This is a genomic window from Pseudomonas sp. p1(2021b) (assembly GCF_020151015.1).
Lineage (GTDB): Bacteria > Pseudomonadota > Gammaproteobacteria > Pseudomonadales > Pseudomonadaceae > Aquipseudomonas > Aquipseudomonas putida_K.
In genome coordinates this window covers 4,055,369-4,068,690 of sequence record NZ_CP083746.1, presented here as the reverse complement: position 1 = coordinate 4,068,690, position 13,322 = coordinate 4,055,369, and the positions used below count along the sequence as shown (strand labels likewise).

12 protein-coding genes are annotated in these 13,322 nt (G+C 64.8%); 7 read left to right on the top strand and 5 right to left on the bottom strand.

Annotated elements, in window-relative coordinates; translation table 11 throughout:
- Nucleotides 1–103: 103 nt before the first annotated feature.
- Nucleotides 104–958: a D-hexose-6-phosphate mutarotase gene (locus K8374_RS18955; RefSeq protein WP_224456771.1), complete on the top strand. Its 855-nt coding sequence runs from the start codon at nucleotides 104–106 to the stop codon at nucleotides 956–958.
- On the opposite strand, the gene hexR is transcribed toward K8374_RS18955, so the two are convergent.
- The gene (gene hexR, locus K8374_RS18950; RefSeq protein WP_224459361.1) at nucleotides 951–1,814 is read right to left on the bottom strand and encodes a DNA-binding transcriptional regulator HexR; all 864 of its coding nucleotides are present in this window, start codon (nucleotides 1,812–1,814) and stop codon (nucleotides 951–953) included. The two genes, K8374_RS18955 and hexR, sit on opposite strands and share 8 nt — an antisense overlap.
- A gap of 209 nt (nucleotides 1,815–2,023) precedes the next feature.
- Here hexR and zwf point away from each other — a divergent pair, with 209 nt between their 5' ends.
- From zwf to K8374_RS18935, 3 genes are read left to right on the top strand one after another with little or no spacing between them, the layout of a single operon-like run.
- A complete protein-coding gene (gene zwf / locus K8374_RS18945; protein ID WP_224456770.1) occupies nucleotides 2,024–3,493 on the top strand; it encodes a glucose-6-phosphate dehydrogenase in 1,470 nt (489 codons plus the stop codon).
- On the top strand, nucleotides 3,480–4,193 hold the full coding sequence (pgl, locus tag K8374_RS18940; protein WP_224456769.1) for a 6-phosphogluconolactonase: 714 nt from the start codon (nucleotides 3,480–3,482) through the stop codon (nucleotides 4,191–4,193). Before zwf ends, pgl begins: the two co-directional genes overlap by 14 nt.
- Before the next feature lie 17 nt (nucleotides 4,194–4,210).
- Nucleotides 4,211–4,891: a bifunctional 4-hydroxy-2-oxoglutarate aldolase/2-dehydro-3-deoxy-phosphogluconate aldolase gene (locus K8374_RS18935; RefSeq protein ID WP_224456768.1), complete on the top strand. Its 681-nt coding sequence runs from the start codon at nucleotides 4,211–4,213 to the stop codon at nucleotides 4,889–4,891.
- Nucleotides 4,892–5,026: 135 nt separating this feature from the next.
- Here K8374_RS18935 and leuA read toward each other — a convergent pair whose 3' ends face one another.
- The 4 genes from leuA to K8374_RS18915 all read right to left on the bottom strand — a co-directional run bounded on the left by leuA (nucleotide 5,027) and on the right by K8374_RS18915 (nucleotide 10,249).
- Nucleotides 5,027–6,700, bottom strand: coding sequence for a 2-isopropylmalate synthase (gene leuA, locus K8374_RS18930; RefSeq protein WP_224456767.1), 1,674 nt, complete (start codon nucleotides 6,698–6,700; stop codon nucleotides 5,027–5,029).
- A 412-nt stretch (nucleotides 6,701–7,112) separates the two neighbouring features.
- Nucleotides 7,113–7,940: a M23 family metallopeptidase gene (locus tag K8374_RS18925; protein WP_224456766.1), complete on the bottom strand. Its 828-nt coding sequence runs from the start codon at nucleotides 7,938–7,940 to the stop codon at nucleotides 7,113–7,115.
- 3 nt (nucleotides 7,941–7,943) lie between these two features.
- Complete coding sequence (gene xseA, locus K8374_RS18920; RefSeq protein ID WP_224456765.1) at nucleotides 7,944–9,323, bottom strand: exodeoxyribonuclease VII large subunit; 1,380 nt, start codon at nucleotides 9,321–9,323, stop codon at nucleotides 7,944–7,946.
- Between the two features lie 20 nt (nucleotides 9,324–9,343).
- Nucleotides 9,344–10,249 carry a LysR family transcriptional regulator gene (locus tag K8374_RS18915; RefSeq protein ID WP_224456764.1) on the bottom strand — a complete coding sequence of 302 codons (906 nt, stop codon included), beginning with the start codon at nucleotides 10,247–10,249 and terminating at the stop codon, nucleotides 9,344–9,346.
- Between the two features lie 97 nt (nucleotides 10,250–10,346).
- Here K8374_RS18915 and K8374_RS18910 point away from each other — a divergent pair, with 97 nt between their 5' ends.
- From K8374_RS18910 to guaB, 3 genes are all read left to right on the top strand, one after another.
- Nucleotides 10,347–11,102 (top strand): sulfite exporter TauE/SafE family protein, encoded by a 756-nt coding sequence (locus K8374_RS18910; RefSeq protein WP_224456763.1) that lies wholly within the window; start codon nucleotides 10,347–10,349, stop codon nucleotides 11,100–11,102.
- A gap of 46 nt (nucleotides 11,103–11,148) precedes the next feature.
- The gene (locus K8374_RS18905; protein ID WP_084856702.1) at nucleotides 11,149–11,706 is read left to right on the top strand and encodes a sugar ABC transporter ATPase; all 558 of its coding nucleotides are present in this window, start codon (nucleotides 11,149–11,151) and stop codon (nucleotides 11,704–11,706) included.
- An 86-nt stretch (nucleotides 11,707–11,792) separates the two neighbouring features.
- Nucleotides 11,793–13,262, top strand: a complete 1,470-nt coding sequence (guaB, locus tag K8374_RS18900) for an IMP dehydrogenase (protein WP_224456762.1) — start codon at nucleotides 11,793–11,795, stop codon at nucleotides 13,260–13,262.
- The last annotated feature ends 60 nt before the right edge of the window (nucleotides 13,263–13,322 follow it).

Here is a 13,322-nt window from a genome sequence, read left to right as displayed (position 1 = left end):
AATTTACGCCATCCATTCCCGGCTTCCTCGTTTCCACTGGTCCGCAGTGGAAACGAGGCCTGAGCCGAGATAGCGCTATCTCAAACAACAAGAGCTTGGAACCATGCCCGAACATCCGCTACATCGCTTCTTTTGCGCGCAGAGGCCTCGGCCGACGTTCGAGTGGGAGCGTTACCAGCAGCGCGATGTACTGATCATCGACCACCCCCGCTGCCAGGCGGTTTTCAGCCGCCAGGGCGCGCAGCTCCTGCACTTCCAGCCAACGGGCGAACGGCCCTGGTTGTGGTGCGCCGAGCAATGGCCGCAGGTGGGGGCCATTCGGGGTGGCGTGCCGGTGTGCTGGCCTTGGTATGGGCGTCACCCGAGCGAAGACCTGTGGCCGGCCCATGGCTGGGCGCGGTTGCTCGACTGGAAGCTCATGGACAGCCATGAGGACGAGGAGGGCGTGACCCTCACGTGGCGCCTGCAGCTGTGCGACTGGCAGGTCGACCTGCATGCCCGGTTGGGCCGGCGCATGGAGCTGAGCCTGACCACCGAGCACCAGGACAGTGAGCCGTGCCAGCTGAGCCATGCGCTGCTGGCCTATTGGCGGATCAGCGACGTTGCGCAGATAGCGCTGTCCGGGCTCGAGGACATCGAAGGTTATGACCGTTTGAATCGCCAGGCCTGCCGCGAGGATGGCGCGCTGAAGCTCAAGGGCGGGTGCCAGAAGGTCTACCCGGGCACGCCTCGAGTGCAATTGCAGGACCCGGCCTGGCAGCGCGAACTGTGCATCGATACCGGCGACAGCGACGATACCGTGGTCTGGCACCCGGGGCGTCGGCCGTTGGTGGGTGTCAGCGGGCGCGAGTGCCAGCGTTTCGTCTGTGTCGAAGCGGCCAGCGGCAGTGGCGAGGGGCTGAGCCTGGCGCCCGGGCAGCAGGCCCACCTGAGCCTGCAGGCGCATCGGCTCAGCTGAGTTCGTCGTCCTCGACGGGGTAGCGGCTGGCGTTGAGGCTTTCCTTGATCTTGCGCAGGTGCGGCTGGAAGTCCACGCCCCGGCGCAAAGTCATGCCGGTGGCCAGTACGTCGAGCACGGTGAGCTGGATGATCCGCGAGGTCATCGGCATGTAGATGTCGGTGTCTTCGGGCAGCGGGATGTGCAGGCTCAAGCTGCAGGCCTTGGCCAGGGGCGAGCCGGCGGCGGTCAGGCCGAGCACCGAGGCGCCGTTCTCGCGGGCGACGCGGGCCACCTCGACCAGTTCGCGGGTGCGCCCGGTGTAGGAAATGATCACGAACAGGTCGCCCGTATGGGCCACCGAGGCCAGCATGCGTTGCATCAGCACGTCGGCGTGGGCCGACACGGCCAGGTTGAAGCGGAAGAACTTGTGCTGGGCGTCGAGGGCCACCGGGGCCGAGGCGCCCAGGCCGAAGAAGTGGATCTGCCGGGCCTGGATCATCATGTCCACGGCGCGGCTGACCTGTTGCGGGTCGAGCTGCTGGCAGGCGCTGTCCAGCGAGGCGATGGCGCTGCCGAAGATCTTCTGGGTATAGGCGGCCGGATCATCGTCGGCCTCCACCGCGCGGCTGACGTAAGCGGCGCCGCTGGCCAGGCTCTGGGCCAGCTGCAGCTTGAGCTCGGGATAGCCGCTGACGCCGAAGGAGCGGCAGAAGCGGTTGACCGTCGGCTCGCTGACCTTGGCGGCCTGGGCCAGGGCGGCGATGCTGAAGCGGGTGGCTTGTTGCGGGTTGAGCAGGATGACTTCGGCGACTTTGCGTTCGGCCTTGTTCAGCTCGTCGAGGCGTCCCTGGATCTGTTCCAGGAGGTTTCGCACGCGGTCCATGGTATGTCCTTGGGTCGGGAAGACAGCCGGCTGATGGAACAGCGGGCCGTTTGCACGGTGTCTATCGTACTGTCGGTGCCAGTGTCGCACCACTTGTCTGTGGTATTTGTCGGTAATGTTGTAGTTTTTACTACATTAGCCCTTGAAAACTGCGTTTGAAAGCGATATTCCTAGGTCAACTTTGGAAAAGAACCAACATCATGGCTGCGATCAGTGTAGAACCTTGCACCTTTGCCCTGTTTGGCGCCATGGGCGACCTGGCATTGCGCAAGCTGTTTCCCGCGCTCTACCAGCTCGACCGGGCGGGCTTGCTGCACCCCGATTCCCGCCTGCTGGCATTGGCTCGCGAAGCGGGCGAGGGCCAGCAGCACCTGGCCACCATCGAGGCCCACCTGCGCCGCTTCGTGCCCGATAGCGATATCGAGCCCGGCGTACTGGGGCGCTTCCTTGGCCGGCTGAGCTACCTGCGTCTGGACTTCCTCCAGGCCGAGGGCTACCAGGACCTGGCCGGGCAGGTGGCGGCGGACCTGCCGCTGATCGCCTATTTCGCAACGCCTGCGGCCGTGTATGGCGCGATCTGCGAAAACCTGGACAAGGCCGGCCTTGCCGAACGCACCCGCGTGGTGCTGGAAAAGCCCATCGGCCATGATCTGGAGTCCTCGCGCCGGGTCAACGATGCCGTGGCGCGTTTCTTCCCGGAGAATCGTGTCTACCGCATCGACCATTACCTGGGCAAGGAGACGGTACAGAACCTGATCGCCCTGCGTTTTGCCAACAGTCTGTTCGAAACCCAGTGGAACCAGAACTCCATCTCCCACGTGGAAATCACCGTGGCCGAGAAGGTCGGCATCGAAGGCCGCTGGGGCTACTTCGACAAGGCCGGGCAACTGCGCGACATGATCCAGAACCACCTGTTGCAGCTGCTGTGCCTGATCGCCATGGACCCGCCCAGCGACCTGTCCGCCGACAGCATCCGCGACGAGAAGGTCAAGGTGCTCAAGGCGTTGGCGCCGATCACTGGCGAAGCGCTGGCCACCCGTGTGGTGCGTGGCCAGTACATCGCCGGCTACAGCGACGGCAAGCCGGTGCCAGGCTACCTGGAAGAAGACAACGCCAACGCCCAGAGCGACACCGAGACCTTCGTCGCCCTGCGTGCCGACATCCGCAACTGGCGCTGGTCCGGCGTGCCGTTCTACCTGCGTACCGGCAAGCGCATGCCGCAGAAGCTGTCGCAGATCGTCATCCACTTCAAGGAGACGCCGCACTACATCTTCGCTCCCGAACAGCGTTTGCAGATCGGTAACAAGCTGATCATCCGCCTGCAGCCGGACGAAGGTATTTCCTTGCGGGTGATGACCAAGGAGCAGGGGCTGGACAAGGGCATGCAATTGCGTAGCGGGCCCTTGCAGTTGAATTTTTCCGACACCTGGCGCAGCGCGCGCATCCCGGATGCCTACGAGCGTCTGTTGCTGGAAGTGATGCGCGGTAACCAGAACCTGTTCGTGCGCAAGGACGAAATCGAATACGCCTGGACATGGTGCGACCAACTGATCGCCGGCTGGAAGAACGCCGGGGACGCCCCCAAGCCCTACGCGGCCGGTTCCTGGGGGCCGATGAGTTCGATCGCGCTGATCACTCGCGATGGGAGGGCTTGGTATGGCGATATCTGACCTGCAATTGCCGGCGACCGTGAAGGTACACCAGCTGGCGGACTCCAATACATTGGCGGCCTCGCTGGCCCGGGACGTGGCCGAGCGGCTGCGTCAGGCCATCGCCAGCAAGGGCCAGGCCTGCGTGGTGCTGTCGGGCGGGCGTAGCCCGGTACCGTTTCTCGAGAAGCTGGCCACCGAGGCCCTGGATTGGGCAAAAGTCACGGTCAGCCTGGCCGACGAGCGCTGGGTGCCGGTCGAGCATGCCGACAGCAATGCCGGTCTGCTCAAGCGTCACCTGTTCAAGGGCGCGGCGGCCAAGGCCCGCTTCATCGGGCTGTACCGCAATGCGGAAAACCTCGAGGCCGCGGCTGAGCAGGCCGACCAGGCACTGGCCGAGCTCCCGCCAATCGATGTGCTGGTCCTGGGCATGGGCGACGATGGCCATACGGCCTCGCTGTTCCCGGCCAGCCCCAACCTGCACGACGGCCTGGACCTGGCCAGCGAGCGTCGCTGCCTGCCGATGCTGGCCCCGAGCGTGCCGCGCCAGCGCCTGAGCATGACCCGCGCCGTGCTGGCCAAGGCCGCCTTCACCGCGCTGGCGGTGCAGAGCCAGGGCAAACTCGCTACCCTGCGCGCCGCCTCGGCGGGCGAAAACTTTACTGAAATGCCGATTCGCGCCTTTCTTCACGACCCCCTGGACATCTACTGGTGCCCATGAGCCAAGGACCCACTTTCATGACCACCCTTGAACGACCACAGCCTTTGCTCTCGATGGCTGAAAAAGCCGCGAGGATCGACGCGATCTGCGAACAGGCGCGCATCCTGCCGGTGATCACCATCGCCCGTGAGGAGGACATCCTGCCTTTGGCCGACGCCCTGGCCGCCGGCGGCATTCGCACCCTGGAGGTGACCTTGCGCTCCAAGCATGGCCTCAAGGCCATCCGCGTGCTGCGTGAGCAGCGTCCGGAGCTGTGCGTCGGTGCCGGCACGGTGCTCGACCGCGAGATGTTCGCCGCGGTGGAAGCGGCCGGTGCACAGTTCGTCGTCACCCCGGGCATCACCCCGGACATCCTCGAGGCTGGCGTGCAAAGCGATATCCCGCTGTTGCCGGGTATCAGCACACCCTCGGAAATCATGATGGGCTATGCCCTGGGCTACCGTCGCTTCAAACTGTTTCCCGCCGAGATCAGCGGTGGCGTGGCAGCGATCAAGGCCTTTGGCGGCCCGTTCGGCGATATCCGTTTCTGCCCCACCGGTGGCGTCAACCCGGCCAATGTACGCAATTACATGGCCCTTCCAAACGTAATGTGCGTAGGCGGCACCTGGATGCTCGACAGCAGCTGGGTGAAGAATGGCGATTGGGCGCGGATCGAAGCGTGCAGTGCGGAGGCAATGGCGCTGTTGGACGCCAACTGATTTTGTTGTGTGCTTTACGGCTTGTGGGGCGCTTGGTCGGCGCCCCTTTTTTTGCCTGGAATTCTTGCAGTGCCTGTACCGGCCAATAAAAAAGCCCGCATCGAACGATGCGGGCCTCGAGCGCTGCGTGACAGCTTACGCCGCCTTGGCAGCCTGCTGGCTCAGCGAGCGGTTCAGGGCGCTGAACAGTGCCTTGAAGCTGGCAGTGGTGATGTTCTCGTCGATGCCCACGCCGTGTACCGGGCGGCCACCGGCCACGCGCAGTTCGATGTAGGCCGCGGCCTTGGCGTTGGTACCGGCGCCGATGGCATGCTCGTTGTAGTCCATGATCTCGACCGCGATCGGCAGGCCGGCGACCAGTGCCTCCAGCGCGCCGTTGCCTTTGCCGCGCCAGTGCAGGGTGGTCTCGCCTTCACCGGCGACTTCCACTTCCACGGCGCTGTGGCCGTTCTCTTCCTGCAGGCGATGGCTGACCAGCGCATACGGCGTGTTGGCCTGGAGGTATTCCTTGTGCAACAGGCTGTAGATCTGCTGGGCGGTCATTTCCAGGCCCAGGCGGTCGGTCTCGCCCTGTACCACCTGGCTGAACTCGATCTGCATGCGGCGTGGCAGGCTGATGCCGTATTCCTGCTCGAGCAGGTAGGTGATGCCGCCTTTGCCCGACTGGCTGTTGACGCGGATCACCGCCTCGTAGCTGCGGCCGATGTCGGCCGGGTCGATCGGCAGGTACGGCACTTCCCACAGCTCGCCGTCCTTCTGCTTGGCGAAGCCCTTGCGGATGGCGTCCTGGTGCGAGCCGGAGAACGCGGTATGGACCAGGTCACCGACATACGGGTGGCGCGGGTGTACCGGCAGCTGGTTGCATTCCTCGACCACCTTGCGCACGCCGTCGATGTCGGAGAAGTCCAGTTGTGGGTCGATGCCCTGGGTGTAGAGGTTCAGCGCCAAGGTCACCAGGTCGACGTTGCCGGTGCGTTCGCCGTTGCCGAACAGGCAGCCTTCGGCGCGGTCGGCGCCGGCCATCAGGCCCAGCTCGGTGGCGGCGATGCCGGTGCCACGGTCGTTGTGGGTGTGCAGGCTGATGATCACGCTGTCGCGGCGGTTGACGTTGCGGCAGAACCACTCGATCTGGTCGGCGTAGACGTTCGGCGTCGACACTTCGACGGTGGCTGGCAGGTTGAGGATGATCTTGTGCTCAGGCGTTGGGTTCCACACCTCGATCACGGCGTCGCAGACTTCCTTGGCGAATTCCATCTCGGTGGCGCTGAAGGTTTCCGGCGAGTACTGGAAGGTCCACTGGGTGTCCGGCTGCTGGGCGGCGTACTTGACGAACAGCTTGGCCGCGTTGGCCGCGATGTCCTTCACGCCTTGCTTGTCCTGGTTGAAGACGATGCGGCGGAACGACGGGCAGGTGGCGTTGTACAGGTGCACGATGGCCTTCTTGGCCCCGCGCAGGGACTCGAAGGTACGGGCAATGAGGTCTTCACGGGCCTGGGTGAGCACCTGGATGGTGGTGTCGTCCGGGATGTGGCCATCTTCGATCAAGGTGCGCACGAAGTCGAAGTCGGTCTGCGAGGCGGACGGGAACGCGGCTTCGATTTCCTTCACGCCCACCTGCACCAGGGTCTTCCAGAAACGCAGCTTCTTCTCCGAGTCCATTGGCTCGATCAGCGACTGGTTGCCGTCACGCAGGTCGGAACTGCACCAGATCGGCGCCTGGGTGATGGTCTTCGACGGCCAGGTGCGGTCAGGCAGGTCGATGGTCGGGAACGCGCGGTATTTCTTCGAAGGGTCTTTGAGCATGGTCATGGAAGCAATCCTTTAGTGTGCGGCCGTGATCGGGCCTGCCGAACGTAACGAGATGAAAAGGCGAGGCGACGCGATTCACCCTGGTAGTCGTGCACTGACCAGGCAGAGGCTGCGGTGTTGGCGGAGCAGAATGAGGGTGTTGGAGGTTTTCATGCCTCAACCCTAACCAGTGGGGTGAGGGATGGCAAGCCTTCAGAAAAAATTGATAGAAAAGCTCAAAAAACCAATAGTTTCGAGATTTTATCGCTGTTTTATCTGGAAAGTACCTTGTTACTTGCGCGGTCTTTGCACGGGGCGCTAGCGGCGTTCGCCAGGGCGGCCCAATCGCGGGGCAAGCCCGCTCCTACAGGCGTTGCGCTGGCTCACGGCCTGCAGTGAGCCTGTGGGAGCGGCGAGGGTTGCGTCCCCGTATTCAGGGCTGGAAAGCGCCAATGAAGATCGCCGGGTCGACCCGCGCGTCGTTGAGGCTGACGTTCCAGTGCATGTGCGGCCCGGTCGCTCGCCCGGTGGCGCCCACGCGGCCGACCACCTCGCCGCGGCGCAGTACCTGGCCCGGCTTCACGTCGATCTTCGACATGTGGCAGAACATGCTGATGAAGCCCTGGCCATGGTCGACGAACACGGTGCGGCCATTGAAGAAATAGTCGCCCACCAGGATCACCTTGCCATTGGCCGGGGTCTTGATCGGCGTGCCGGCGGGCACGGCGAAATCCAGGCCAGCATGGGGGTTGCGTTCTTCGCCATTGAAGAAGCGGCGCACGCCGAACTTGCTCGACAAGGGGCCTGAGACTGGTTTGTCGAGGATCAGGTTGCTCGGCAGGGTGGGGCTGAAGCTGCGGTAGGCCTTGAGCTGTTCGGCCAGTTCCCGGTCGATGCGCTTGAGGTCGGCAGGGTTGGGGTTGACCTGGCGCTTGTTCTTCAGGGTGATGTGCTGCTCGGGGTACTTCTTGCTGCCGATGGTGAAGGGCAGGGTGCGCGAGCCTTGGGTGACGACGGCCGGGCCGGGTTTCTGGGTCAGCGGGATGCCGACGATGGCCAGCCAGTTGCCCTGTTCCTGGACCACCAGCACCGGTTTGCCGTCGAAACGTGCGCTGGGCGCGGTGGCGGCGGGGCCGAGGTCGACCACGGCCACGCCGCCGGGCACCGGCTTGTTCAACTGGCGGGTGATGTAGCTGGCCTGGGCATGGGTGCCGAGCAGCAGCAGGGAAAGAGCGAGCAGGGGCGCGAGCAGGCGGGGCATGTATCAGTCCAGTAGCGAAAGGGTGACCGGGGTCTGGTGGTTGTCCTCGACCCGCACCTTGAGCTCGCCTTCGTTCAGGCGTGCGGTCAGGCGTTGGCCGTTGTGGGTCTGGGCGGCGCTGCGGATGGCCTGGCCGCGCTCATCGAGCAGGATGCTGTAGCCGCGCGCGAGGGTGGCCAGGGGGCTGACCACCTGCAAGGTCTGCAGCTGGGCTTGGAAGCGTTGGCGGCGGTCCTTGAGTACCTCGCGCATGGCCCGTGGCAGGCGCTCGGCGAGGGCGTCCAGACGCTGGCCGAGCAGCTTCAGCGCCCGGCCTGGATGTTGGGCAGCCAGGCGCGTGTCGAGGCGGCCCAGGCGTTCGTGGCGCTGGTTCAGGGTGAGCATGAAGGCACGGCGCAGGCGCATGTCCAGGTCATCCAGGCGCTGGGCCTGCTGGCGCAGACGCTCGCCGGGGTGGCGAAGGCGCCGGGCCAGGCCGTCCAGGCGCAGGTGGTCGTGGGCCAGGCGGTTCTTCATGCGCAGCAGCAGGCGCCGCTGCAGGCTGTCGAGGCGTTGCTGCAGGCCGCTGCTGTCAGGCGCCAGCAGCTCGGCGGCGGCCGAGGGCGTCGGCGCGCGCACATCGGCGACGAAGTCGCTGATCGATACGTCGGTCTCATGGCCCACCGCACTGACGATGGGCGTCACGCAGGCGGCCACGGCGCGGGCCACATCTTCCTCGTTGAAGCACCAGAGGTCCTCCAGCGAACCACCGCCGCGGGCCAGGATCACGGCGTCGTAGCCTTGGCTGTCGGCCAGGCGCAGGGCACGGACGATCTGGCCGATGGCCTCGCGCCCCTGTACGGCGGTGGGAATCAGGTTCAGTTCGACCTGCGGCGCGCGGCGGCGGAACACACTGATGATGTCGCGGATCACCGCGCCGGTGGGCGAGGTGACGATGCCGATGCGTTGTGGGTGGACCGGCAGCGGCTTCTTGCGTTCGGCACTGAACAGGCCTTCGGCACCGAGCTTTTCCTTCAGCGCCTCGAAGGCCAGGCGCAAGGCGCCATCGCCGGCCGGCTCGACGGTGTCGAGGATCAGCTGGTAGTCGCCACGCCCCTCGAACAGCGAGACCTTGCCACGCACGCGCACGGCTAGGCCGTCGCGCAGGGCCTGGCGCACACGCGCGGCATTCTGCCGGAACAGTGCGCAACGCACCTGGGCGCCGCTGTCCTTGAGGGTGAAATACATGTGCCCGGAGGCCGGGCGGGCGAGGTTGGAAATCTCGCCTTCCACCCAGACACTGCGGAACACATCCTCGAGCAGCACGCGCGCGCGGCCGTTGAGCTGGCTGACGGTGAGGACCTCGCGGTCCAGGCCGAGTCGTTCGAAGGGGTCTCTGATCATGGCGGGCATCATAAAGGACATCACGCCTGGTTGTCTGTGTTGGTGCTCGCGCCTTGCATCGCCGAGATGAACTGACGCACCAGGTCTCCTGCATCTCGTCGACACGCCAGGGCCACGGTGCTCTGGCAAGGCTCATCCAGCGGTACGAAGTGCACCGAGGCTGGCGCAATGTCACGCATGCAGGACGGCAACAGTGCCACCCCGAAACCGGCCTGGACCAGTTGCAGTTGGGTGGTCTTGCGCGACACGACCTGTGCGGCGCGTGGAAAGAACCCCGCCGCCATGCACAACGAAGCGGACAGGTAGCTCAAGCCCCCTCGCTGCCGGTGGGGAATGGAGATAAAGCGCTCGTCACGCAAGCGGTCCAGGCCCACCTGCGTGGCGTTTGCCAGTGGATGGCCTGCCGCCACGGCCAGCAGCAATGGCTCGCTGAACAAGGTATGGGTTTCCACGTCCTGGTGCTGGCGCAATACGGGCAGGCGAAGCAGGCCGACCTCCAGACGTCCTTCGGCGATATCCTCCAACTGCGCTTCCGACGATTGCTGGGCGATCTCCAGGGAAACCCCTGGGTTGGCTTCCAGATAACCGCCCAGACGCTCGAGCAGCCGTCCGGTCAAGGGGACGGTGCTGGAGTGATTCAGGCGCAGGCTACCGCGCAAGCCTTGGCCAATCTCCTGGGCCAGGCGTTCGGCCTTGTCCAGGTCCGCCAGCAAGTGCCGGACGCGGTCGAGAAACGCTAGCCCGGCCTCGGTCAGGCGTGGCTGGCGGGCGGTGCGTTCGAACAGCGGCGTGCCAAGCTGCTGCTCCAGCTCCTTGATCTGTCGGCTCAAGGCCGATTGGGCAACATACAGCCGCTCGGCAGCCGCGCTGAAACTGCCGTTCTCGGCAATTTCCACGAAGTAGCGCAGTTGGCGGAGGGAAGTCATGGCATGCCTTTTCGAGATGGCTAATGGTGAAAAAGCATATTAGTCGGCATGGCTCATGGCTGGCTAACCTGTCTGCGTCTTGTCAGGAAGCCTGTCCATGCTCGTCCAGCTGCCCTTTTCCGGTCTTGATTGGTTGCCCATCCTGCTGGGTGTTGGCATCGCCTACATTGTGTTTGGCATCGCCGGCTTCGGCACCGCCTTGGTGGCGGGGCCGATCCTGATTCATTTCATGCCGTTGTCGCAGATCATCCCGCTGCTGGTGCTGCTGGACTTCGTGGCAGCGTTCGGCAACTGGTTACCCTCGCGCAGGGCGGTGGCGCGCAGCGAGCTGTTGAAGTTGCTGCCGTGCATGGCAGTGGGCTGCACCCTGGGCGTGGTCTTCCTGCTGCACTTGAAGTCGGACCTTCTCTTGTTGCTGATGGGGCTGTTCGTGACGGGGTATGCGGTGTATGGCTTGGCGATAAAGGTGCGGCCCGCGCGGCTGGCAGGCGCCTGGGCAGTGCCGATGGGCACTGTGGGTGGGTTGTTCGGCGCCTTGTTCGGCAGCGGGGGCTTTCTTTATGCGATCTACCTCAATGCCCGGCTGGATTCCACGGAGCAGGCGCGGGCGACCCAGAGTGCGCTGATCAGCTGCAGCACGGTGGTGCGCCTGTCGCTGTTTGTCATCGCCGGGGCGTATGCCGATGCCCACCTGTTGTGGCTCGCGGCGTGCCTGCTGCCGGTGATGGCTGTCGGGCTCTGGCTAGGCCGGTACTTGACCTCGAAGCTGTCCCGTGAGGCCTTCGTGCGCGTGATCACCTGGCTGGTGCTGGCCAGCGGGCTGACGTTGATCGGTCGCTACCTCGGTGGCTGAGCGGTAGAATCTCATCATTACCGCAGTCCGCAGGCCCGTTTCGTTCATGAACACCCAGAGCATCATCGTTCCCAAACTCTCCACTGTCCCGGTCCACGAAGCCCGCGCCCGGGCGATCCTGCGCTGGCTGGTGCGCGAGAAGATCGTCGAGGAGCCGCTCAGCACCTGTGGCCGCACCGGCAACCGCATGGGCCATGCCCTGGCCGAAGGTGCCCGCAAGGTGGCGCTGCACCCCGAGCGGCTACCCTTCGGCGAGCAGGTCAACGGTCTGGAGGTGATGCTCAAGCGCTGCATCTATACACCCACCGAGGGCTTTCTCGAAGAGGCCGGTTGCCCCGAATGCCGGCGTGAAATCGGCGAGCCGCTGTTCGAAAGCCTGGAGGAGTGGATGCCCGGGGTGACGGACAACTTCACCTGCCCGCTGTGCGGCTTCGAGGACGACATCAACGGCTTCCTTTTCCTGCAGCCGTGTGCCTTTTCCAACCTGGGCTTCATCTTCAACAACTGGGGCGAGGCCGGGTTCACCCAGGCCTTTCTCGACAGCTTCGCCGACTGGCTGGACCAGCCAGTGGCGGTGGTGCAGGTGAAACTGCCGCAAGGCTGACCGAAGGCCCTTATTTTGCATTGAGCGGCGCGCCATGGATGAGTATAATGGCGCGCTTCCATTTTTCCCGCCCGGGAGCCCCCGCGATGCTGCGTATCAGCCAAGAAGCCCTGACCTTCGACGATATCCTCCTTGTACCTGGCTATTCCGAGGTACTGCCCAATGAAGTCAGTCTCAAGACCCGTTTGACCCGCGGCATCGAGCTGAACATCCCGCTGGTCTCCGCCGCCATGGATACCGTGACCGAAGCGCGCCTGGCCATCGCCATGGCCCAGGAAGGCGGCATCGGCATCATCCACAAGAACATGACCATCGAGCAGCAGGCTGCCGAAGTCCGCAAGGTCAAGAAGTTCGAGGCCGGCGTGGTCAAAGACCCGATCACCATCGACGCCGACGCCACCGTGCGCGACCTGTTCGACCTGACCCGCCTGAACAACATCTCGGGTGTTCCGGTGCTGGAGAACGGCGACCTGGTCGGTATCGTCACCTCCCGTGACGTGCGCTTCGAAAGCCGCCTGGACGCCAAGGTGCGCGAGGTGATGACGCCCAAGGAGCGCCTGGTCACCGTGCGCGAAGGCGCCGACAAGAACGAAGTCCGCGAGCTGCTGCACAAGCACCGCCTGGAAAAAGTCCTGATCGTCGACGACAAGTTCAACCTCAAGGGCATGATGACCGTCAAGGACATCGAAAAAGCCAAGGCCTACCCGCTGGCCAGCAAGGACGACCAGGGTCGCCTGCGCGTCGGCGCCGCGGTCGGCACCGGCAAGGACACCGGCGAGCGTGTTGCCGCCCTGGTTGCCGCCGGCGTCGACGTGGTGGTGGTCGACACCGCCCACGGCCACTCCAAGGGCGTGATCGACCGCGTTCGCTGGGTCAAAGAGACCTACCCGCACGTGCAGGTGATTGGCGGCAACATCGCCACCGGCGCCGCTGCCAAGGCCCTGGCCGAGGCCGGTGCCGACGCGGTCAAGGTCGGTATCGGCCCGGGCTCGATCTGCACCACCCGCATCGTCGCCGGTGTCGGCGTGCCGCAGATCAGCGCCATCGCCAACGTCGCCGCCGCATTGGAAGGCACGGGCGTGCCGCTGATCGCCGACGGTGGCATCCGTTTCTCCGGTGACCTGTCGAAGGCCATCGTGGCGGGCGCCTCGTGCGTCATGATGGGTTCGATGTTCGCCGGTACCGAAGAGGCCCCGGGCGAGGTCGAGCTGTTCCAGGGCCGTTCCTACAAGGCCTATCGCGGCATGGGCTCGCTGGGCGCCATGGCGCAGGCCCAAGGCTCCTCGGACCGTTACTTCCAGGACTCCTCGGCCGGTGCCGAGAAGCTGGTTCCGGAAGGCATCGAAGGCCGCGTACCCTACAAAGGCGCCCTGGCGGCGATCATCCACCAGCTGATGGGCGGCCTGCGCTCCTCCATGGGCTACACCGGCAGCGCGACCATCGACGAGATGCGCACCAAGCCGGAATTCGTACGCATCACCGGTGCCGGCATGGCCGAGTCCCACGTGCATGACGTGCAGATCACCAAGGAAGCGCCAAACTACCGCGTAGGCTGAGGCTTCCAGCAACACCTGTTAGCGGGGCTGTCATGACAGCCCCGCGTCGTTTCCGATTTC